The following is a 22,087-nucleotide window of genomic DNA, read 5'->3' as shown; positions in this document are numbered from 1 at the left end:
AGAAAGAGTGAAAAACTCGATGGAATCTGGAACCACCATGCCGATGTCTATGATACATGCCTGAGACAGGAATGGTTTACCGAACCTAGGAAGGACGGGGAAGGCTGGACCCTCCCCTGGGACTGGGATTTCGACCAGTGGGATACGATCAACGTACCTTCCACATGGAATACCGAGCAGGAGCAGTACAAACTCTTTGAAGGTTCCATGGTCTACACGAGAACCTTTAAATATGATGTGGATGCCCTGGAAAAGGTCGTACTGAAAATCGGGGCAGCCTATCACAATGCCATGGTTTTTTTAAACGGAACATTCCTGGGTTACCACGAGGGAGGAGATACTCCCTTCTACCTGGATGTGACTGAGCATCTTCTGGAGGATAACCGGATTCTTCTCTCTGTCAACAATACCAGAACTCCCGGGCGGATCCCTACTATTTTTACAGACTGGTATAATTATGGCGGACTCTACCGTTCGATAGAGCTCTTCCGTCTTCCCAAGTCATTTATCAGGGAATTCAAAATAGCTCTGGTCCCGGGAAGTCAATTTGGAAAAATCAAGGCGGAAGTTCTCCTCGAGGGTTCTGCGGATTCTGCTGAACTGAAGATTCCTGAACTGGGCATCATAGAATCCATAAAATTGAAGAATGGAAAGGGGAGTCTCGAACTTACCTGTTCCCCCGAACTCTGGAGCCCTGAAAATCCAAAGCTCTATGATGTGTATGTCACAGCTGGTATTGATTCCATCCAGGAAAGGACGGGATTCCGGGAAATCAGGGTGGAAGGAACACAGATCTTTCTGAACGGAACGTCCATCAAACTCAAGGGTGTATGCAGCCACGAAGAGTCGGTTCCTAACGGGAAATCGGTGACAAATGATGAAATCCGAGAAAACTTTTCTCTTGTGAAAGAGCTGAAGGGCAACTTTGTACGACTGGCTCACTATCCTCATACGGAACAGGCTGCCAGGATTGCCGATGAAGTCGGCATTCTGCTTTGGGAAGAGATCCCTGTGTACTGGGCCATCCTTTTTGAAAATGAAGAAACCATCTCGAATGGAAGGCAACAGCTGACCGAATTGATCAAGCGGGACTACAACCGGCCCAGTGTCATCATCTGGTCAGTGGGGAATGAAAATCCAGATACAGATGACCGGCTTGCTTTTATGGGCGGTCTGGCCGATCTGGCCCGAACACTGGATGATACAAGAGCCGTTTCAGCAGCCTGTTTGTGGGATCAGCAGAAGATGAAAATTGATGACCGCTTGGCATCCAAGCTGGATATCATCGGGATTAACGAGTATTTCGGCTGGTATAATCCGCATTTTGACCAGTTGGAACAGTTCTTTGCCAATAGCAACCCGGACAAACCTGTGATTATCACCGAGTTCGGTGCCGGAGCCAAGGCAGGACATCACGGTGGGCGGAATGAAATGTTTACCGAGGAGTATCAGGAAAGAACCTATGAAGAACAGATCCGCTGTTTTGAGAAACAAGACTGGATTGCGGGTATCACCCCCTGGATACTCTATGACTTCCGGACTCCTGTCCGATGTAACAGATTCCAGCAGGGGTATAATTTGAAAGGTCTGCTCTCGGCGGATAAGTCACATAGAAAACTGGCGTTTTTTGTGCTCCAGAAATTTTTCAGCCGATGGAAGGTCAGATAAACTCTTTCACCCAGCGGGCACTGAGTTCAAGCCATCCTGAAAGATGAGGAACTGTCATGCTGCCGTCACCGGATTCATCGGTTGCGGCAGTTGCCAGTGACAGGCCGTGGGGGCCTTCAGGATAAATGTGCAATTCAAAAGGAATACTCTCCTTCTTCATGGCTTCAGCAAAAAGCAGTGAGTTTTCTACCGGAACCAATGCATCATCCAGGGTGTGCCAGAGAAAGCAGGGAGGCATGGAGCTGTTCACCTGCTTTTCAAGGCTCATCTCTTCCAGCAGCGCCGGATCTGCTCCGGGTCCCAGCAGGTTGTCAAAGGAATCCTGGTGAGCATGCTTTCCCTGAGTGATGACGGGATAGGACAGGATCAGTCCATTGGGACGGTTCAGTCCGGGGCGGCCGCAAATATCATTTTGAAGGTAATCTTTCTTCCAGTGCACAGCTAAAGAGGCCGCCAGATGGCCTCCGGCGGAGAAACCGCAAAGAACGATTCGTTTTCTATCAACTTTCAGTTCCGCCGCCTGGCTTCTCAGCAGTGCCAGTGTATTGGAGGCATCCAGAAGAGGTGCAGGGTGACGGTGAGGTGCTACCCGGTAGTGGAGAACCAGGACATGAAATCCCTGCTTGTTGTAGGCCCTGGCAATGGGTTCTGCTTCCCGGGGGGAGGTAAAACCATAACCACCTCCCGGAAGGACAAGGATACAGGGACGGATTTTGGAATCCTTCAGAAAAAAGGGGAGGAGACTAGGGCTGGATTCACCGGCGATTTCAGCCTGATCCCTCAAAGTTATCTGCATCGTGCTGATGATGTCTTCCAAGTGTACTCTCCTCCATTCTTTTACTTACTGGATCTTTGGATATAGGACATTATAGTCTATCTGTTTCTCCTCTCTTTTGTCACCTCTTTTTGGTATTTGGTTCAATGATATTTCTCCTGAATAAATGCTTTATTAAAGGAGTCCTGTTCTCAGACTGAGTTGATTAATCTTTGAGGATTGGAATCGGAAATGTCAGATTCGGAATTTCCCCTGAACAGGACCTGTTACCAAAACAATTGTAGACATATACGTCCTCCTGAAGGGAAAATGATTTGAAAACAGAACAAACATTCATAATAGAGAAATCAAGAGTGAATTACCGGGAACCAAAGTGAGAACTGAAGTAGGGTTCTCTGGTTCTCTTTCGGTATTGCCCGGGGCTTTCCGTTCTTTTTTTCTTAAAGAGTTTTGAAAAATAGAGAGGATCCGAGTAACCCAGTTCCCCTGCTATTTCCTTGACCGGCAGATCTGTTTCCGCCAGCATCCGGCAGGCTTGCCTCATTCTGAACTCAATCTGAATTTGACCGGGAGGGACTTCAAACATCTTCTCCCAGGTGCGGCGGAAACTGGAGGGACTGTATCCCCGCTCCCGGACAAGGGCATGAAAATCAAAGGAGGCGGTACAGTCCTGTTCCATCTCTCTATGAAGTTTATGAATGAAAATCTGAAGAGGTGATTCCCGGGGCAGAGATGACTCCATCCGGGAATCAAGGATCAGTCTCTGAATGGCTATGTCTATCTGATCCGACCTTATCTGGTTCCGGGAGACATTATAAAACATATCTCTGATCTGGGTGATGATGTCTCCTGTCTGATGAATCTTCCAGAAAGGAGTCTTCAGGAATCCCCTGGTTTCAAACCAGGAGTGGCAGCTTGCTGGAAATATAAAGAACAGCTCTTCCCAGACTCTGTCGGGGCCGTAGTGCATGGGGACTCCCGGGCTTTGGGTGATCACCACGGGTGCCTGTACAGGGTGGAGCACTCCCCCGGAGGAATAATACCCCCGTCCAGAGAGGATAAAGGAAAAATTCATGGAGGCAAAGGAATGTTTGATCCAGTCCTTTTTGGCTTTCATATAGCCGATGGACTGCACTTCCTGGCCGGCTGGATAGATCCGGGGAAAGGATTCCATATGATAAAAATGGTTTTGATTAAAGAGTGACATATGACAATATTATCCATGGATTTAGAAAAAAAACCATTTATTTCTGATCTCATGACTGGTAAATTGAAAAAAAAAGGATGAAAATTACATCCGGAGGTCTCGGGGAGGCAGGGTTGAAACATAAAATCATGAATATCGGCATCATAGGATGCGGGACTATCAGCGATATTTACTTTCAGAATATCACTGAGAAATTTACTCAGATCAGGATCATGGGCTGCAGTGATCTGGATCCATCCAGAAGAGAAGAAAAGAGTGAGAAATACGGAGTTCCCGTATATTCGACGGATGTGTTGTTAAATCGGAAGGACATAGACATCGTCCTGAATTTAACGACCCCCGAGCATCATGCCCGGATCAATACAATGGCTTTGCATCATGGAAAACATGTTTATTGTGAAAAACCTTTTGCGCTGAATCGGGAAGATGGCATGTCTGTTCTGACTCTGGCCTCAGAGAAGGGCTTGAAAACGGGGTGTGCTCCCGATACCTTTCTGGGAGCAGGAATGCAGACCTGCCGGAAGCTTATTGACGAAGGCGTGATCGGGATTCCTCATTCAGCCTATGCCTTTATGCTCTGTCCCGGTCATGAAAGCTGGCATCCCGGTCCGGGATTTTATTACCAGCCGGGAGGAGGACCCATGCTGGATATGGGTCCCTACTACCTGACGGCTCTGGTCAGTCTGCTGGGGCCTGTTTCAAGTGTTTTTGGAAAAACCGGAAAGGCTTTTAATCAGAGAATCTGCTCGGCCGAATCTACAAAAGGTCAGGTCATCGATGTGAATACATGGACCGACTATAAGGGCTTATTCGAATTTGAAAGCGGAGTCACCGGGTTGATGAGCATGAGTTTTGATGTCTTTAAAAGCGAGGCACCCCGGATTGAGATTCATGGTACGAAGGGAAGCCTGTTGATTCCCGATCCCAATACCTTCGGCGGGCCAGTTCGATTGTTCCGGAAGGGGGATGAAAAGGCTTTAGATATACCCTTGTATGCCTTTCCCTATGATGAGAACAGCCGGGGAATCGGGCTTGCCGATATGGCCCGGGGCATTGAAACAGGCAGGCCTTACAGAGCCTCGGGAAATCTGGCTTTTCATGTCCTGGATACCATGCTGGCCTTTGAAGATTCCAGCCTAAGCGGGTCTTTAGTGAATATTGAATCAACAGTGGAACAGCCTGAAATACTAGATCTGGGACTGGCTATCGGAGAACTCTAACCAGGCCCTTAGGCCTCAGTGAAAAAAACACCAAGGCTGTAAACCCCCTTCGGCCCTGAGCGAGAAAAACACCAAGGCCCTTCGGCCTGATTGAGAAAAACACCAAGGCTGTAAACCAGCCTTGGTAGGAATTTGACCCTTAGGCCTCAGTGAAAAAAACACCAAGGCCCTTCGACCTGATTGAGAAAAACACCAAGGCTGTAAACCCCCTTCGGCCCTGAGCGATAAGAACACCAGGGCTGTAAACCCCCTTCGGCCCTGAGCGAGAAAAACACCAAGGCTGTAAACCCCCTTAGGCCCTGAGCGAGAAAAACACCAAGGCTGTAAACCCCCTTAGGCCCTGAGCGATAAGAACACCAGGGCTGTAAACCAGCCCTGGTAGGAAATAGACCCTGGTAGGAAATAGACCTTGGTAGGAAATTGACCCTTGGTAGGAATTTGACCCCTGGTAGGAAATAGACCCTGGTAGATAAAAGGAGCATCATATGAAAAAAGCACTTATTACATGGGGAGGCTGGGATGGTCATGAACCCGAAGCCTGCGGCCGTATCTTTGAATCGATTTTAAAAGAAAAGGGCTATGAAGTCGTCTTTACCGACAACATGGACTGTTATACCGACAAGGCTCTGATGGATTCCCTCAATCTGATTGTTCCGGTTTGGACCATGAGTGAGATCAGTAAGGAACAGTGGACGGGACTGAAAGACACTGTGCTGGCAGGCTGCGGTATTGCCGGATGGCACGGCGGGATGGGAGACAGTTTCCGCTCCAATGTGGAGTATCAGTTCATGGTGGGTGGACAATGGGTGGCCCATCCCGGCGGCGTCATTGATTACTCCATTCAAATCACATCGGATGATCCAATTGTCTCCGGATTCAAAGAGTTCAAAATGCATTCGGAGCAGTATTACATGCATGTGGACCCCAACAATGAAGTGTTGGCTACTACCACTTTTAAGGGGAATCAGGAGGGAATCGAGTGGATCGCCGGGACGGTCATGCCTGTCGCCTGGAAGAGGCATTTCGGGAAAGCCAGGGTATTTTATGCCTCCTTTGGACATGTGGCTGCCGACTTTGAAACGGCGGGTTTAAAGGAGATCATGACCAGGGGAATGCTCTGGGCCAGCAGTTGATTTCATGGGCCATTTCCCTGTAAAGTTAACCATGGCACTCCTTAATTATGAAGTTAACCCCTTTGGGGGAGCTGTTCTGGATGAGAACAGTCTTCCCGCCCATAAGTCGGATTTTCAGAAAGCTCTTTCTGATACATTGACAGATCTTCGTTCTCAGAATCTTCAACTGGTCTGGTTGTTTCTGCCCTTGGGGAAATCCGGCTTTGTGGAAACCGCTGTTGCACTGGGATTTACATATCATCATGCCGACAAGAATGGTCTGCAACTGACTCTACAGCTTATTCCCGGGGCCTTTATTCCCGGTTATGCCACCCACTATCTGGGAGCGGGGGGTGTCTTGATCGATGAGGAGAACCGTATCCTTGTGATTCAGGAAAAGTATCATACCAAGCGGCATTATAAGCTTCCCGGCGGGGCTCTTGACCCGGGTGAACATATTGCCGATGCGGTGGTCAGGGAGGTCCTGGAAGAGACGGGAATACGGAGTGAATTTATCTCTCTCAACTGTTTTCGACACTTTCACGGCTACCGTTACGGGTTGTCGGATATTTATTTTGTCTGCCGATTAAAACCTCTCAGCACAGAGATCACCATCGATACATCAGAGATTTCTGAAGCCCTCTGGATGCCTCTGGAAGAGTATCTGAATCATCCTGATACCCATCCCTTCAACAGGAAGATTGTTTCAACCACTGTGAATACAGTAGGACTGGCCATCAATCAGATTGAGGATTACGGGACCGCCGAGAGTCATGAGATGTTTTTCGCTCCTGGAGATTAATCCCCGTTATAATGGATATAGGCTTTTTCAACTCTGGATTCTGCAATATAAGACAGAGACTCCCCATATATACCCATATACTCCCTGTAGACTCCGTCGCAGTCCCTCTCGTTGTAGTGGACGATGATTCCCGGTTTCTTCTCTGCCAGAAAGTCCTGCAGATCGGAGCTTTCCCACCAGTTTTTGTCATCTGAGTAGGACTCGAAGGTCACCCCATCAAAGTTCTCTGCCCCGGAGCGCCAGTTCTTGGCCATGCATTTCAATCCCTTGCCGACCGCATAAGATCTGAGCGCCTGGACATACGTTAATCCCTGGGCTTCCGTGGCTTCCAGTGCATACTCATTTCTGGTTTCTTCATCAAAGATCCAGTCCATATTGTCAAATTCCACCCAGTCAAATCCCCATGCCGCAATCTTGTCGATTCTAGCCTTCATAAATACCAGAATCCCGTTGTCGGTCTGACTGACAAAATATTCTCCCTCCCAATCACCCCAAGGATTGACTGCCAGGAATGGTTTGATCTGGTCAAAGTCGGACCGCCAGTCTTCTCCGGTCCCGATACTGATGTACGCCGCCAATTGATTTCCCCGGGCTTTCAGGGGGGGCAGGGCATCACTGATATCTTCATCCTGAAAAGGGTCCAGCAGGATGTAGGCATTCTCGGCTTCCTCCAGGATGAGGGACAGGCTGTCGGGTTCAAAGTTCTCATGGTAGGCCTGGTTATACACCGCCAGAGCGTCACTGTTCCCTTCGGGTTTCGGCAATTCCTTTTCTGTACTGCTGCAGGAAAGGAGTAGGAGTACAGAAAAAAGAATCAATCCCGGTATCCTCATGAATCAATCACCTCCTTATATCTGAAACAACTCCGGAGATGATCATTGACCATGCCCACAGACTGCATATTTGCATAGGTGACGGTGGGGCCCAAAAAGGAGAATCCTCTTTTCTTCATGTCTTTGGAGATGATTTCTGAAAGGGAGGTTAGCGCAGGGATCTGCTCTTCTTTTTCCCAATTGTTAAGGATGGGCCGGCCCTCCTGGAAGTGCCAGTAATAGTCTGAAAAACTGCCGAACTCCTCCTTCACCACGAGGAAACAGCGGGCATTGTTGATGGATGATTCAATTTTACGCCTGTTTCGGATCACACCAGGGTCCTGAAGGAGTCTTAAAACATCCTCCTCCCCCCAGGAGGCGATGACCTGGGGATCAAACCCCTTGTAAGCCAGTCTGTAGGTTTCTCTTCGCTTGAGTATCGTAATCCAGCTGAGTCCGGCCTGAGCGGATTCAAGGATCAGGTTTTCAAAGTGTTTCCTCTCGTTATCATAGACCGGGACCCCCCACTCCTCATCATGATAGGCCGTGTAAAGTGGATCGCTTCCGCACCAGGAGCAGCGCTGTTTAGACATATTTGACTTCCTTGTTGAAAAAACAGCGGTAGTATTCCAGAGGTTTTGTTACATTCTTAACGGCAATTTCCCATGGACCGGCAAAGTCTACGGTTAAATCCTCCTGGGGGGCGATCCCCAGAGGGCCGCCGGGTAAATTTTCCAGCAGGATCGTCGTGACCAGTACCTCTCCTCCCGAGGCATGTCCCTGGAGGCGTGCGGCATGATTCATGGCGGATGAAAATCCTGTATAATCTTCGTTGGGACCAAAAAACCCGACAGAGGTGGGACCACAGTGAATCCCATTGGATGTGGTCAGGTGGTCCGCCACATTGGCCTTGATGATCCGTTCTTCCAGCCCCATGGCCTGACCCAATTCAATGGTTCCTTTGACGATGGCTGCCGCGGCAGATAGTGCATTTTCAGTTCTTTGTTCCATTGAGGATTCGAAAAAGGGTGGTCCAAAGAGTCCGATTACACAGTCTCCTACCATTTTATCAAAGACACCGTCGTATCGGTAAAGGACGTCCAGTACCATGCGGGACCAGCGGTTAACCAGGTCTCCAATCTCCGAGGCATTGTTCAGAGCTTTTTCACAAATAGATGTAAAGGATGTGATGTCCGTAAAAAAGATGACGATGTCCTCTTCCCTGGGGCTGAGGTACTTGTTGTAGAAATCGGGTTCTCCCAGAAGGCGCTGAACATCCTTGGCGCAAAAGCACCTGGACAGGTAGCGGCGTTCCCTGTTGTAGTCAAAGAGTCTCTGACAGAGGCATTCTGCAAAAATCCTGATGATGTCCCGGCTTTCAGGATTCAACCCCCCTCCTTCGGGGCGGATGATGAACTTTCCGATAAGATTGGTGTTCATCCCGTTTTGAAGGGCCTTTTCCTGAATACCATCCCCGGAGAGGAGGGCGGAAAAGGATCGGTCTTTTGCATTCAGGGCTTTATCTTTGTCATTGAGGATGTTCAGATAGGTTTCATCCGGGTTGTCGATGGAATTATGAAGCATTTCACCCTTCTTGTAGAACCGGTAACGGAGATCCTCACCGGTAGTGGTATCCATATCACCGTAGACCAGTATGAACTCGGCCAGCTTGAGTTCTTCGCACAGCAGCTTCACCGCTTTATCGGCTCCGGCTTCGAAGATCCTGTCCCGGAGGGCTTCTGTGGCAAACAGGATTATGCTCTGTTTTCTGGCATTTGAGGCAATCCCCTCCAGAAAGTTGTCCAGAAGTTCTGCTGCCGTATTCACAAGGTCGGCCTTGAGGCTGATCTCCCGGGGAGTTAAATCTCCTTTAAAAGCAAAAGCACACAGGCCAATGACTCTGTCCACAACATCCAGGGAGGCTACCACCAGATTTGCATCTTCCAGAGGGAAATTTCTGGGTTTAAACTCATCCCCGGGCATTTCACTGGGGACCAGAAGAGTCCAGGCCTCCAGAAAGCCTTTGGATTTCATTGAAATTTGTTTGAGGTTTTCATCCATGGTCCTGATCATCATCTCCCGGGCACCGATGATCCGGCAGATCAGGGGGAGTATCTTGGCCAGGGCTTTGCGGATGGGTAGTTTTTCGAGGAGACACTCTTCAATGGCCCGGTCACAAACCACACTCAACTTTTGTTTAATTTGGAGTACTTTTATGTCAGAGTTCATACTATAAGGTTAGGCTGATCCCGCTTAAAGAGCAATGAAGATTTTCAGCTGCTTGTTTCTGATACGGCAGAGACAATCTCCTGATGGGTCAGGACTTTGTTGATATCCAGTATGATGATAAATGCATCCCCTTTTTTTCCCATGCCCCGGATAAACTCGGTATTTACCTTTGTCCCGATATAGGGTGTTGGTTCGATTTCATCGTCTTCCAATTCCAGTACTTCGCTGACAGCATCGGTGAGAAGACCGATGACGACAGTATCACCATCCATGGTCATCTCTGTGACGATTACACTGGTATCAATGTCTTTTTCAGTTTCTCCCAGTCCGAATTTCATCTTGAGGTCCAGCACGGGCACCACGCTGCCCCGGAGGTTGATGATCCCTCTCATGAAATCGGGCATCCTGGGAACCTTCGATACAGACTGAAATTCAAGGACTTCTCTGATATGAGTGACATTGATTGCATATTGTTCACTGGCAACTGTAAAAGTCAGATATTGGTTCAGCTTGGTTTCTATCATAATTTCCTCCAGAGTCTCTTCCTATTAAAAGGATAAATCTTATGTGTGTAAATGTAAAATTTATTGTTACTGTTACATATTAAATTCTCTTCCTGGTGAATTTTTATTGACAGAGAACCCGATGGGAGGAATAAAATGGTTTGTCACCACTTTTTTTTCAGGAGTTTATTCAATGTTCTTCCTTCCTTCCCTGCCTTTTCTACTCATTTCTCTCCTTCATATCTTTGGTGAAGTCATCGATTCCAGGACTATCCGGCATATCAGTAAACCCTTTTTGATCCCTCTTCTGGCTCTCTTCTATTTCAACTCTGCACCGAGTGTGTCGCCTCTCCTTGTTGCGGCTCTGGCCGGTGGATGGCTGGGTGATCTGTTTTTGATGGTTCCTGACAGGGGTGAACAAAAAACCTGGTTTAAGCTTGGTCTTGTTTTCTTTTTACTGGGACATATTTTCTATGTCGGTGCTTTCTTTATGAAGGGCCGTCTGTCCGGATTACCCCTCATAGGGGTTGTTTTGGCGGCAGGCTTTCTTTTGTTCGGCCTTATTGTTTTTCTTAAGATGAAAGATTTCATGGGGAAACTCTTTATCCCCGTCACCCTATATATTTCAGTCATTGCCTTGATGGGAGCATCCACTACTCTCTGCTTTTCCACGCAAGCAACCAGAGCTGTGACCCTCGCTGTATCGGGAGCCCTGATCTTTATGATTTCCGACACAATGAACGCCTGGAATCGCTTTGTAGAGGAAATTCCCCATGAACGTGTCCTGACCATGACGACCTACCTGGCCGGTCAGTTCCTCTTGATTCTGGGGTTTGTTCAATTCGCTGGCTAAGACATTCGAGGAGACTTTTGGGGAGACGACACAGGGAGGATCATTCTTCTTTCACTTTTACCGCCTTGGATCTGCCTGACAAGGAGGCGTGCCGCTTCTCTTCCCATCTCATAATGGGGCTGACCGATACAGGCCATGCCGCTTCTGTAGCCCTGGGGATCTTCTCCAAAGCGAACCAGAAAATAATCCTTATTCAATGAAAGTCCTCTGTCCAGGAGTATTTCTTTGACCCTGATGGCGAGTCCTGCGGTGGTCACAAAAAATCCCCGGGGGGTCTGATTAGGCGCATCCAGTAGCATTTTCTCCAGGGCAATGTTTAAATCATCGCTTTGCCTGTTCTGTTCCTTGAGCAGTATGCTGTGATATTCGGGGATGATGCTGGCGAATCCTGTTATTCTGCCTCTGATGGAGGATGCAGACAGGTCCAGTGATACAACTGCCATTTCCCGGCAGCCCATTTGTTGAAGATACTCGGCAGCCCAGATCCCCCCCATCCTGTCATCCTGAACCACAGATGAACCCTGCCAGGAGTCGGTGACTCTGTCTATCTGGACCAGGGGAGTCATTTTCAACTGAGCCTTACTCAGATGAATCCGTTTCTCCCAATTCCCCCTGAAGTCACAACTGGGAATGAGCAGCATCCCGTCTATTCCCCGGTGTAGAAGTTCTTCAATATTTTTTTTCTCTCTTCCCTGGCTGAAGCGGCTGGTCATCAGGATCATTGTGTAATCCTCTGCTTCCATTACTTCCCCGATACCCCGGATCATTGCCACCATGAATTCTTCGAAGACGTCAGGAAAAATCACCCCGATTGTCATTGTCTTTCCATTATTCAGCCCCTGAGCAAAGTAGTTGGGTTTATAACCTTCCTTTTCCACGAGATCAAGAATCCTTTTCTGTGTTTCCATACTGATCCTGTACTGATCTGCCTTACCCTTCAATACCAGAGATACTGTTGTTCTGGAAATGCCCAGCTCTTCAGCCAGATCTTTCATGGTGCGCTTCATGATTTCACTCTATAAGGGGGAGGTCTCTTTGGCAAGTGAATCTGTTGCATCCCCGGGGTATATGGGTGTACCCTTCCCTATGATTCAATTGAAAAATGACCGTATAAACGCGTCCATCGATCCTCTGGGAGCAGAACTGAAAAGCCTGAAACTGGATGGAAAGGAATACCTCTGGCAGGGGAGTCCTGATTCGTGGAATGCCAGTTCCCCTCAGCTGTTTCCCATCATTGGAAAAGCACTCCCCAGCGGCTGGGAGTATGAGGGAAAGACCTTCACAATGGATAATCATGGATTTGCCAGGAAGAGCGTCTTCGACATTGTGGAAAAGACCGAAGATTCCTGTCTCCTCCGGTTGAAGGACTCATCGGAGACGCAGAAAGCGTTTCCCTTTGCCTTTATTCTGGACATTTCATACACACTGAAAGGCTCCGCATTATTAGTGAGTTATTCTGTGAAAAACCCGGAAAGCCGGGAGAGTCTTTTTTCCATCGGAGCTCATCCCGGTTTTAACTGTCCCCTGTCGGGAAACACGGCCTTTGGGGATTATTATCTCGAATTCAACAAAGAGGAAACCATCAGCCGTCGTTACAAAGACGAATATTTAAGCGGAGAATCATCTCCTGTCATTCAGAGTCAGAAGCGCTTAGGCCTGGATCACAGTCTCTTTGATCGTGGAGCCATCATACTCTCAGGACTGGAGTCCGACAGGGTGACCCTTAAATCAGACAAATCCCCCTCATCGGTCACCATGGATTTTACTGGATTCCCTGATTTCGGTATCTGGACTATGGCTGGAAAGAAGGCTCCTTATGTCTGCCTGGAACCCTGGTTCGGTGTCGATTCAACTGTGGGAGATTCTGCTGATTTTAATAAGAAGGAGGGCCTGGTCAGGCTGAAGGGGAAAGAAGACTTTTCCTGTTCCTACAGTCTGACTCTGACCTGATTCCATAGAAATCAGGGCCGATATCACTAAGAATAATCCAGTAAGTCCTATGGATGACTGGATTATTTCTTAATCCCCCTCCCAGCACATAACCTGGAAAGTCTGTTATTGAGCCAGTCAGGTTAAGCGAATGTCCTTATTGTTCTGGATAAATAAATGATCACGAGTGGAGAGAGTTCATTATGGCTAGAATTTACACTATAGGAGAAATCCTGGTTGAGATTATGAGAGATTCGGTTGATTCACCCTTAAATCAAACAGGTAATTTTTTGGGCCCATACCCATCTGGAGCTCCGGCTATATTCATTTCTACTGTTTCCCAGTTAAACCATGAAGCAAAGATCTGGGGGGGTGTGGCAAAGGATAAATTTGGAGAACTGCTGATTGACCGGCTGGAATCAGATGGGGTTGACTGTTCAAATATCACAGTTTCCGGTAAAGGAGCCACAGCGGTTGCTTTTGTCTCCTATTCCTCAGATGGCAGCCGTGAATTTATCTATCATATAGACGGCACTCCCGCCGGAGATGTTAAGTTTGATGAATCAGGTCAAACCGTCCCCGACTATTTTCATGTCATGGGCTGTTCTCTCATGGTTAATGACTCCCTGCAGGAAAATATCTGCAGGGCCGTTGAATGGGCCGGTTCGAAAGGAGCCCGAATTTCCTTTGATCCCAATCTCAGACCCGAGCTTCTGGGGGATAAAAATTTATATGATGTTGTTGGTCCGGTGATTGATCAAACATCCATCTTTCTCCCCGGTGTTGATGAATTGCTGATGTTTTCTGATTCCTCCGATGTTGATGAGGCTGTGAAGGATGTATTCAGTAAATATCCTAAAATGGAAATCATCCACTTAAAAAAGGGTAAGTGTGGTTCCACCATCTATACCCGGGATAAGCAGGTGGATATTCCCATTTATCCTATCGAGAGAGTTCTGGAAATCGTTGATCCCACCGGAGCAGGAGACTCCTTTGATGCAGCCTTCCTCTGTGGTCTGGCTGAGGATATGTCTTTGGAAGATGCCGGGAATTATGCATCAAAAGCAGGAGCGATCAATTCCACAGTTTATGGCCCCATGGGGGGAGACATGAAATTGATTCATCATGATTTTATGAGTGATGCAGAATAATTGCTTAAAAATAGGAAAGAAATAAAAATTACAGGAGTGAGTATGAATAATAAAATTGGTATCCATTATGGAAGTTTTGTGAGTCATTGGGATGATGATCAGATGCCCTTGATTTCTAAAGTTAAATCAATGGGATTTGATCTTCTGGAATTCGGTGCTCTCTATTTGAAGAATATGAGTGATGAGAATATCGCTGCTTTCAAGGACGAGGCCGCAAAGAATGATCTTGCACTGACCCTCAGTCTCGGGATGTCTCCGGCCGAAGATATCGGATCACCTGATAAAATGAAGCGAGAAGCCGGCTTGACCGTTTTGAAGGATATTGCCAAAGCTATGTCTAAAGCAGGGATTTCTGACTGCAGCGGTATTGTCCATGGTGCATGGAACGGGAAAATTGACAGTCTGGAAGAGAAGAAAGAGTATTGGAAAAATAGTGTTGTATCCATGAAAGAGGCGTCAAGGACCTTTGAAGATTTGGGTGTTTATTTCAATATTGAAGTTGTGAATCGGTTTGAGAACTTTTTAATCAATAACTGTGATGAAGCTTTGTCATACATCTCGGAAGTGGATTCTCCCAATCTTGGTATCCATTTAGATACATTCCATATGAACATTGAAGAGGATTCAATGGTAACTGCCATTATCAAGTCTATTGAACATCTGAGGTATTTCCATATTGGTGAGAATAACAGAAAATTTCCGGGTCTTGGTTCAATGCCCTGGAAAATTATTTTTGAAACACTCAAGGCCATGAACTACGATAAACCTATTACAATGGAGCCCTTTGTCAAACCTGGGGGGGAAGTTGGATCTGCGGTCAGTCTGTACCGGGAAATAATGGATTTAAGTGATTATGATGCTCAGATTGTGCAGTCTTTGAATTTTGTAAGGAATTTAATGTAATTTATCTGTGTATGACTACTTTTGGGAGTCCTCCCGATTAAGATCTTGTTTGATTATGTATTTAAGATGATTAATAAATCAACCACACAAGCCGGAATCTAAGCTAACAAACAGGGGTATACAATGAATTCGTATCAGAAAAAATTTAAGGATGAAATCAATGAACTCGTTCTTGCGGCCATTCGACTTGGTGAATTGGGATATGTAACATCTCATGGAGGAAATCTCTCTTATCGGGTAGAACAAAAGGTCTTTCTGATTACACCTACCAAAGTCGTCAAAAGAAAAATGCAGTTTGATGATATTGTCATCATTGATGATCATGGGGATGTCTTATTCGAATCACCGGGGAGAATGCCTACGGGCGAAACCCCGATGCATCTTGCCTTGTATCGCTTCAGGCCGGACTTGAATGCTCTGGTACATGCCCATCCCCCCGTTTTGACGGGGTTTTCTATGGTGGATCAGGATCTTCTGACCCGTCCACTGCTCCCTGAACCTGTTCTTGAAGTCGGTCCGGTTCTCACGGTGCCCTATGCAGAACCTGTCTCGGATGAATTAGCTGCCCAATTCGAGAAATATGCCTCACAGTCCAATGCCTGGCTCATGCAGAATCATGGTATCACTTTGGGAAGTAGTGAAGGTATCGAGCGGGCTGTGGACCTGCTGGAAATGACAGAAGCCATGGCGGTCTCTGCTTCTGTGGCTTTCCGTCTGGGAAAAGTCGGGTCCATTTCAATAGAGGAAGTTATGAATATGGAAAGAACTCTTTCGTCAAGAAATATGCCCCGTCCGGGGGATCCTCGTACAATTAAAAAACTGACGGATTTGTTTTACAAAGAATAATTCTGCATCAATACTCCAGTGTCTTTTAAGAATTGATATCAGTTGAAGAGTTCTCCTGATGAACTCTATCCGGGGTGTCATTTATTGTCTGCGTGGGGGGCTCTTCCTGTTTTAATAATGTCCATAATCTCTTCCTGCTTTCACAAAGGCATGCAGATTAGCCGGCGGGGTTTCTACGGATATTTCACAACTGCTTCCCAGGATGAATCTGCCCTGGGGTTTCACTTTTTTTATCAGGGTTGATGTTAAATCATAGACTTCACCCGGGGTATTTTAAACTTACTCCCAATGGCCATTCCTTCATTGGCAATATCTGTCATAATACCGACACCATCCCAGCCGTAAACCTTTGCTGCAGCTATAATTGCATTAGCCATATTTCGAGGATCTGTCATGTAATCATGCATGGACATCCCCTTGATGACTCTGCATACGGCATGGCTTATTTTCGGGAATATCGGAATATAGTCGGGTGTTCTATTGTTTAAAACGCATTCAATTCTCTCTCTCGGTCGCATTTAGCTATACCCTTTTATTTCTGGATTTATCATAATTGACAAATGCATCCACCTTGGGAGCTGAAGGAGAAGACGTATCAAATTCCTGTCGGTCCCATATTTCTAAAAGTTTTCTTGCCAGTGGGTAAGCCAGGGTATTGGCTCCCATGCATATTATATTTGCATTGTTACTTGTTCTTGCTTTTTCGGCAGATAATGCATCTGTGACAAGTGCGGCATAAGCTCCTTTTACCTTGTTGGCGGCAATGTTCATGCCAATCCCGGTACCACAGACCAGAACCCCCTTATCATATTCCCCCGAAGCCACCGCCTCTGCCACTTTAATAGCAACATTGGCGTAAATTACATCTTCACTTCCCATATCGGTCACACTGTGACCGGCCGATTTTAAGTCTTCAGCTAAGAGTAATTTCATCTCCATCGCATTGGGATCACAGCCTATTGCATATCTCATTGTTCAATCTCCTTACCTGTAAATTGTTTAATAGCCTGAGCGAGTTCTTTGTGATTTTTAGCGTATTCTTCCAGAGGGATACCCTTTGCAGTGGCCTCCCAGCCCTGATGCAGGCTGATAGCTCCTGCAGTCGGACCGCTGGGATGTCCGAAGACGGCTCGTCCGGGAACAACCGCAAAATCTCTATGTCCCATCATTTTATACAGAGGGCCGAAAGACCCTGCCCACTGGCTGCCTGCAGGGATGGGCAGTGATTTTTTAATAGGTCCCATATCATCTGTACAGCTGTTGATATTCTCCATCACCTCATTCTGAGGTGTTTTCATTCTGTCACCCAAGCCTGAGAAAATTACCATATCGCAGCCGGAAAGCCTTTGAAGTTTGGTTATGACCCGGGAGTGGACGCCATAAAAAGGGGCTTTTGTAAAAGGAGCAATAAAATCAAAATGGGCCACGAGGGGGACTTCTGTGTGCTTCCGAACCATCCGGACAGCGGACAGTCCTGTACACATGGCATTTATCATGAGCATATCTGCTCCGTTTTTCACGCCGATATCGTGGAGTTCCACCATTTTGTCTACCTCATCAGTAATATTCGCCAGATAGACACAGCGCTTCCCTGTTTTTTCTTCAGCTTCTTTTCTTAAGCGGCCGAGTACCCTTGTTCTTTCAGCAAAGGGGGACCACTCCGTATCACAGAGAAGTTCATCGTCTTTGGCAATATCCAACCCACCCATCCAGCTTTTATAGGCCAGCTCTCCAAAAGGTTCCGGGGCCAGCCCGATATTGGGTTTGATCACTCCGAGAAAGAAGGGCCGGTCATAAACTCCGGTCCACTCTCTGAGCCCTTCGATACCAAACTTCGGACCTTCAAACTGTTCAAGATATTCATGGGGGAAAATTATGTCATGGAGTTTTATGGCGTAAATCCCAGGGCTGTAGTAGACACCTTCTCCTCCTACAGCCGTGAGCATATTGGGGATTCTGGGGCCGAAATTCGCAATGGGGTAAGCAATTTTAACACGGGCTCCCCAGAGTTTTTCCCAGGTCTCGACCTGATAGGGCAGGGAGGGAGTTTCAGGCTGTCTTTCAACCTGCAGATCGATGACTTTTGAGCCGAATTGAGGTCTCAGATCCTCATCCACATCGACTCTCTTCCATTGGGCCGTGGATTGTTCCTGACAGAGATGAGCTGCCGCCACATAGGGATCAATTGTTGATTCAAAGTAGTAATCCAGGATGAGATATTTCTCCTGATCTAGATCTTCCCATTTAGAAAAGAAAGCTTTTTCATGTTTCATACGTAAACTCCTGAGTATTATTGGTATTTAGGATTTAGAACTCATCTATGGACCGGATTGTTTTTGAAGTTATCTGGTCTGTATTTTTATGTTATTTAAATTTTCATACTTGCAAGAAACCCTACCTGCGAACCTTCCTCCATCAGTTCCGCATTGTGTTCTGCCTTGATAATGTTGCTGCCAAAAGAAAACAGACCATGTCTTTTCTGAATAAAACAAGTGATATCTCTATTCGTTCTCAGGAATTGCCGGACGGAATCTGCAACTTCCTGATCGGCATGATTGTCTCCCATATCCAGGACAGGGACTTTTCCAATTTTCATTTCCAGAGGGAGTGAGATAGGGGGGATTGTATCGAATTTCTCAGCAACAGAAGTACACCAGGGGGAGTGGCTGTGAAATATAGCCAGCACTTCCCCGCGTTCTTTATAGATCGCCACATGGGTCATATATTCACGGGATGGTATTTTATCACCCAGAACAATCTGACCGTCAAAATCGATGAGAACGATATTTTCATCATTCATTTCACCGAAGGAACACCCGGAGGCTTTGATCAGAAGCATATCCTGGTCGGGAACTCTGACGCTCAGATTTCCACCGTCCCCAGACTGAAGTTTTATATCATAGGCTCTCTGAGCTGCCATTCTCATGTCTGATTTTATTTTCTCATAACTCATTTTCTGATCCTTTACTATCGGTTTCTTCCAATACCGCTTTGGCGGTTATACTATCCATGATCACCGTGGTCATAATTCCTGCTTTCATAAGGCTCCTAATGCATTTTGCTTTTTCCACACCCCCGATCAGAGCCATTCTTTCCGGTATATTCAGAAAATTATTCCAGCTGATCGAAACAGCCTGATCTTTAAAAGGAGTCTCCACTTCTTCCCCTGAGGCATTAAAAAACCTGCCGAGAATCGTTCCGAGGACACCCTTTCCTTTTAAATATTCAATATCCTGTTCTGTTATCAGATCTGACCGGTAGAGCAGTGCATTCTTATTCAGTGGAGTCATACCGAATATGGCGACATCGCATTTTCTGGACACATTGAGGGTTCGTACAATCGAGTTGTCCGACAGAAGACTCTGTGCGATTGTCACATTACTGGAGAGTATCGGGCCATGCATCTGGTAGCAGAGGGCATTCGTCTTCTGGGCCAACAGAGGAGCCAGAGAACTGGTTGAAATTTTAGGACTGATCATTCCAAAACCGCCTGTCAATTCCGCTATGGATGTGCACTGTACCTCTCTTTCAGGTAGATCCTGCACCATATCTGCGATGGTTCTTCCCCAGGTGACACCAATGGAAAGATCATTCAGAAATTCTTTAAGAATTTCTGTTCCCTTATGGCCTACAGATCTCCTGACATCCTCTGAACTCATATCAGCTGAGACGGGAACGATCACAACCCGTTTGACAGGGAATATTTCTTCTATATCCATGGCCAGTGACTGATACTGCAGATCGGGAATATTGAATCTGACTTCTACAATCCCGGCGTCTTCAGCTTCTTTCAAATATCTAGAGACTTTAAAACGGGATATATCCAATCGTTCAGCGACGCCTTTTATGTTGAGTCTCTCCTTGTAAAAAAGGTAAGCACAGCGGATAACAAGATCATCCTTGGGCAGTTTCGGCATGGTTCTCATCCTTTCCTTTCAGTATTGTCAGAGATAAGATTCAATACTTCCTTCACAGCCACATCGATAAATCCATCTCCATTTATGTTGCTGTCAATTTCTACAATTCTGATATGAGGTTTCAACTCTTTTTTGAGAAACTCTATAAGTGCCGCATCCACTTCCGGATCATATAAAGCCTCTCCGATCTCCGTAGCCTGCCGGAATCCTCGGAGAGGCAGAAGCACTGTCACAGGCCCCTTTGCTTCATTTAAACGATGGGCAATGAGATTCCCGACTTTGAGAATTTCCTCTTTTTTTGCCTTTATATGATAGAGCCCGGCATTATGCTTCAAATATTTTCTATCTTCCAGAGAGATGGGTATATTACCTGTCTCATAGTCCAGAAAATCCACAGCCCCCACGGCGATGATCTGAGGTATTCCTGCTTCACCGGCTGCCACCAGCCGATTATCCGATCCGGAGGAATAACCTCCGAAGCATTCACAGACCATTTCATGCAGAGAAAAATCCATGACGGCGTGGATCATTCCTGAACGGATCAGCTCTTCCATGATTCCTCCGCCTACTCCTGTGGAGTGAAAACTTAAAACCTCAAATCCTTCATTTCTGACCTTTTCGACAGCCCCGGCGACACCATCATTGACAACACCCATCAGGGTCGCTCCGATGATGAATTTCCCCGTAGGATCAATTGGTTTCCCCGCCTTTTCAACCATACCGACCATGGCGGCGACGGCATTGGTCAGAATCGTATCTGAAATCATATTGGAGCCGGTAAAATCCACAATTGACGGAATAACGATGATATCCTTTGATCCTACAATCGATTCAAAGGACCGCTTGCCGCTGGCTACGGTAGACACCATGATCTTGGGAAATCCGATGGAGAGTTCCATCATGCCTTCAACGGCAATCACTGTATTCTGAAGGCCACCTATGGAAAGGATGCCGTTAATCCGCTTCTGATTAAAAAGATCCCGGACAACATTTTTTATCCCTGACTTCAGGATCTCAATCATTTCAAGCTTTGACAGTTCCATGAGAGACTTGATATTGACACCCGCAGACCGGGCCACTTCCAGTGCCGTGATATCCGGTTTCATTGCGGGAGAGACTCTGGCTCCCACGTCGATGATAAAGGGATTGTGTCCCATCTGTTCAACCAAATTCCTCATGAAGGAAATTTCATTACTCTTTGTATCCAGGCTGGCCAGCAGTGCTATTGTTTTCTTCATGTTTTGATGTTACTTCCTTCAAATCTCAGAATCAAATCAGAAACCTCTCCGTTTTTTGGAATAAGCATCCATAAAGACATTTCCAATAATCACCACACCGATAACAATGGGCTGAACAAATGAGGAAAGGCCTACAATAGTTCCTATTGGCCTATCACTTTCCTATCCAGAACAGCCATCTCATGAGTCGGTAAAATGTGATCAATACTGGCGGCCCTTTTTTTGCATTCTTCAATACTCCTCCATGAATTGATAACATCCTGAAAACGGGCAGGTGGTGTAATTGAATAACCAATCTGAGGAATCTCCTTGAAATTGTCATAGGTGAAAACCAGGTCTCCGCAGAGATGGAATTCACCTTCCGTTGTATTGACCACCACTGTCTGGTGTCCGATGGAATGACCCGGGCTAAGATAGACACTGATACCATCGAGAACTGAGGTCTCACCATTCAGTAATTCAAAATCGATACCCTCAAATTGTGGAGTCAGTCCGATAGACGGGTCCTCATAAGATTTGTGATAGAGGGGAATCGGATTTTTAGCAAACTCATACTCAATACTCTGTACGTAGAATTTTGCCCTGGTGAATCTGCTCAGATGATAGCAATGGTCCCAATGCAGGTGAGTCAGAATAACTGTGTCAATTTCTTCACACTTGACACCCATTTTTTCTAACTGATCATAGATTGCATATCCTTCAGGCTGGGAAGATCCGGGATGGTGATATTTATGGGCAATTTCTGTGTTTGACATTCCTGTGTCTACAAGAATCTTATGCCCGTTACCTTCAATCAGAAAAACTACAACCGGCAGATCCTGTTCACCGGTAACGTCATAAAACTTATGTGTGGAATGATGAAATATGTAGGTTGATCTGGAGGTCGTCGCAAAACCAGTATTGATTGGTTTAATTGTATAAT

24 protein-coding genes are annotated in these 22,087 nt (G+C 46.5%); 9 read left to right on the top strand and 15 right to left on the bottom strand.

What is annotated here, in order from left to right:
* On the top strand, positions 1-1,668 hold a 1,668-nt coding region (locus tag PF479_RS13095; RefSeq protein WP_298007334.1), incomplete at its 5' end, for a glycoside hydrolase family 2 protein.
* Here the strand turns inward: PF479_RS13095 and PF479_RS13090 are convergent.
* Both PF479_RS13090 and PF479_RS13085 read right to left on the bottom strand, forming a co-directional pair.
* On the bottom strand, positions 1,661-2,485 hold the full coding sequence (locus tag PF479_RS13090) for an alpha/beta hydrolase (RefSeq protein WP_298007332.1): 825 nt from the start codon (positions 2,483-2,485) through the stop codon (positions 1,661-1,663). The genes PF479_RS13095 and PF479_RS13090 overlap by 8 nt on opposite strands.
* A gap of 316 nt (positions 2,486-2,801) precedes the next feature.
* On the bottom strand, positions 2,802-3,650 hold the full coding sequence (locus PF479_RS13085; RefSeq protein ID WP_298007330.1) for an AraC family transcriptional regulator: 849 nt from the start codon (positions 3,648-3,650) through the stop codon (positions 2,802-2,804).
* Between the two features lie 113 nt (positions 3,651-3,763).
* Between PF479_RS13085 and PF479_RS13080 the strand changes: the two genes are divergently transcribed.
* From PF479_RS13080 to PF479_RS13070, 3 genes are all read left to right on the top strand, one after another.
* Positions 3,764-4,870: a Gfo/Idh/MocA family oxidoreductase gene (locus PF479_RS13080; protein WP_298007329.1), complete on the top strand. Its 1,107-nt coding sequence runs from the start codon at positions 3,764-3,766 to the stop codon at positions 4,868-4,870.
* A gap of 485 nt (positions 4,871-5,355) precedes the next feature.
* Positions 5,356-6,003: a ThuA domain-containing protein gene (locus tag PF479_RS13075; RefSeq protein WP_298007327.1), complete on the top strand. Its 648-nt coding sequence runs from the start codon at positions 5,356-5,358 to the stop codon at positions 6,001-6,003.
* 4 nt (positions 6,004-6,007) lie between these two features.
* The gene (locus PF479_RS13070) at positions 6,008-6,784 is read left to right on the top strand and encodes an NUDIX domain-containing protein (RefSeq protein ID WP_298007325.1); all 777 of its coding nucleotides are present in this window, start codon (positions 6,008-6,010) and stop codon (positions 6,782-6,784) included.
* On the opposite strand, the gene PF479_RS13065 is transcribed toward PF479_RS13070, so the two are convergent.
* The 4 genes from PF479_RS13065 to PF479_RS13050 are packed head-to-tail and all read right to left on the bottom strand — an operon-like array spanning position 6,781 to position 10,349.
* Positions 6,781-7,617: an endo alpha-1,4 polygalactosaminidase gene (locus tag PF479_RS13065; protein WP_298007324.1), complete on the bottom strand. Its 837-nt coding sequence runs from the start codon at positions 7,615-7,617 to the stop codon at positions 6,781-6,783. The two genes, PF479_RS13070 and PF479_RS13065, sit on opposite strands and share 4 nt — an antisense overlap.
* Positions 7,614-8,189, bottom strand: a complete 576-nt coding sequence (locus PF479_RS13060) for a DNA-3-methyladenine glycosylase I (RefSeq protein WP_298007322.1) — start codon at positions 8,187-8,189, stop codon at positions 7,614-7,616. The genes PF479_RS13065 and PF479_RS13060 overlap by 4 nt, the downstream gene beginning before the upstream one ends.
* Positions 8,182-9,825: an adenylate/guanylate cyclase domain-containing protein gene (locus PF479_RS13055; RefSeq protein ID WP_298007321.1), complete on the bottom strand. Its 1,644-nt coding sequence runs from the start codon at positions 9,823-9,825 to the stop codon at positions 8,182-8,184. The genes PF479_RS13060 and PF479_RS13055 overlap by 8 nt, the downstream gene beginning before the upstream one ends.
* 44 nt (positions 9,826-9,869) lie before the next feature.
* On the bottom strand, positions 9,870-10,349 hold the full coding sequence (locus PF479_RS13050) for a chemotaxis protein CheW (protein WP_298007319.1): 480 nt from the start codon (positions 10,347-10,349) through the stop codon (positions 9,870-9,872).
* Positions 10,350-10,470: 121 nt separating this feature from the next.
* On the opposite strand from PF479_RS13050, the gene PF479_RS13045 reads away from it, so the two are divergent.
* The gene (locus PF479_RS13045) at positions 10,471-11,181 is read left to right on the top strand and encodes a lysoplasmalogenase (protein ID WP_298007317.1); all 711 of its coding nucleotides are present in this window, start codon (positions 10,471-10,473) and stop codon (positions 11,179-11,181) included.
* Here the strand turns inward: PF479_RS13045 and PF479_RS13040 are convergent.
* Complete coding sequence (locus PF479_RS13040) at positions 11,178-12,188, bottom strand: LacI family DNA-binding transcriptional regulator (RefSeq protein ID WP_298007315.1); 1,011 nt, start codon at positions 12,186-12,188, stop codon at positions 11,178-11,180. The two genes, PF479_RS13045 and PF479_RS13040, sit on opposite strands and share 4 nt — an antisense overlap.
* Positions 12,189-12,216: 28 nt before the next feature.
* Here PF479_RS13040 and PF479_RS13035 point away from each other — a divergent pair, with 28 nt between their 5' ends.
* From PF479_RS13035 to PF479_RS13020, 4 genes are all read left to right on the top strand, one after another.
* Positions 12,217-13,131: an aldose 1-epimerase family protein gene (locus tag PF479_RS13035; protein WP_298007313.1), complete on the top strand. Its 915-nt coding sequence runs from the start codon at positions 12,217-12,219 to the stop codon at positions 13,129-13,131.
* Between the two features lie 182 nt (positions 13,132-13,313).
* Complete coding sequence (locus PF479_RS13030; protein ID WP_298007311.1) at positions 13,314-14,261, top strand: sugar kinase; 948 nt, start codon at positions 13,314-13,316, stop codon at positions 14,259-14,261.
* Positions 14,262-14,303: 42 nt separating this feature from the next.
* Positions 14,304-15,164: a sugar phosphate isomerase/epimerase gene (locus tag PF479_RS13025; RefSeq protein ID WP_298007309.1), complete on the top strand. Its 861-nt coding sequence runs from the start codon at positions 14,304-14,306 to the stop codon at positions 15,162-15,164.
* Positions 15,165-15,287: 123 nt separating this feature from the next.
* Positions 15,288-16,010: a class II aldolase/adducin family protein gene (locus tag PF479_RS13020; RefSeq protein WP_298007307.1), complete on the top strand. Its 723-nt coding sequence runs from the start codon at positions 15,288-15,290 to the stop codon at positions 16,008-16,010.
* A gap of 111 nt (positions 16,011-16,121) precedes the next feature.
* On the opposite strand, the gene PF479_RS20835 is transcribed toward PF479_RS13020, so the two are convergent.
* The 8 genes from PF479_RS20835 to PF479_RS12985 all read right to left on the bottom strand — a co-directional run.
* On the bottom strand, positions 16,122-16,235 hold the full coding sequence (locus PF479_RS20835; protein WP_367277241.1) for a hypothetical protein: 114 nt from the start codon (positions 16,233-16,235) through the stop codon (positions 16,122-16,124).
* Positions 16,236-16,255: 20 nt separating this feature from the next.
* The gene (locus tag PF479_RS13015; RefSeq protein ID WP_298007306.1) at positions 16,256-16,528 is read right to left on the bottom strand and encodes a uroporphyrinogen decarboxylase family protein; all 273 of its coding nucleotides are present in this window, start codon (positions 16,526-16,528) and stop codon (positions 16,256-16,258) included.
* A 4-nt stretch (positions 16,529-16,532) separates the two neighbouring features.
* On the bottom strand, positions 16,533-16,982 hold the full coding sequence (locus tag PF479_RS13010; protein ID WP_298007305.1) for an RpiB/LacA/LacB family sugar-phosphate isomerase: 450 nt from the start codon (positions 16,980-16,982) through the stop codon (positions 16,533-16,535).
* Entirely contained in the window at positions 16,979-18,283 is a 1,305-nt protein-coding gene (locus tag PF479_RS13005; protein WP_298007304.1) for a RuBisCO large subunit C-terminal-like domain-containing protein, read from the bottom strand. The genes PF479_RS13010 and PF479_RS13005 overlap by 4 nt, the downstream gene beginning before the upstream one ends.
* Positions 18,284-18,378: 95 nt before the next feature.
* A complete protein-coding gene (locus PF479_RS13000) occupies positions 18,379-18,963 on the bottom strand; it encodes a class II aldolase/adducin family protein (protein ID WP_298007302.1) in 585 nt (194 codons plus the stop codon).
* Positions 18,953-19,927 (bottom strand): sugar-binding transcriptional regulator, encoded by a 975-nt coding sequence (locus PF479_RS12995; RefSeq protein WP_298007300.1) that lies wholly within the window; start codon positions 19,925-19,927, stop codon positions 18,953-18,955. Before PF479_RS12995 ends, PF479_RS13000 begins: the two co-directional genes overlap by 11 nt.
* 5 nt (positions 19,928-19,932) lie before the next feature.
* Complete coding sequence (locus PF479_RS12990) at positions 19,933-21,165, bottom strand: Tm-1-like ATP-binding domain-containing protein (RefSeq protein ID WP_298007298.1); 1,233 nt, start codon at positions 21,163-21,165, stop codon at positions 19,933-19,935.
* A gap of 143 nt (positions 21,166-21,308) precedes the next feature.
* Positions 21,309-22,087: N-acyl homoserine lactonase family protein (locus tag PF479_RS12985; protein ID WP_367277240.1), on the bottom strand; the 779-nt coding region annotated here is incomplete at its 5' end.

Origin of the sequence: Oceanispirochaeta sp. (assembly GCF_027859075.1) — a bacterium.
GTDB lineage: Bacteria > Spirochaetota > Spirochaetia > DSM-2461 > DSM-2461 > Oceanispirochaeta.
Note: the sequence above shows the minus strand (reverse complement) of the source record. Positions and strands in the feature narration are given on the sequence as shown.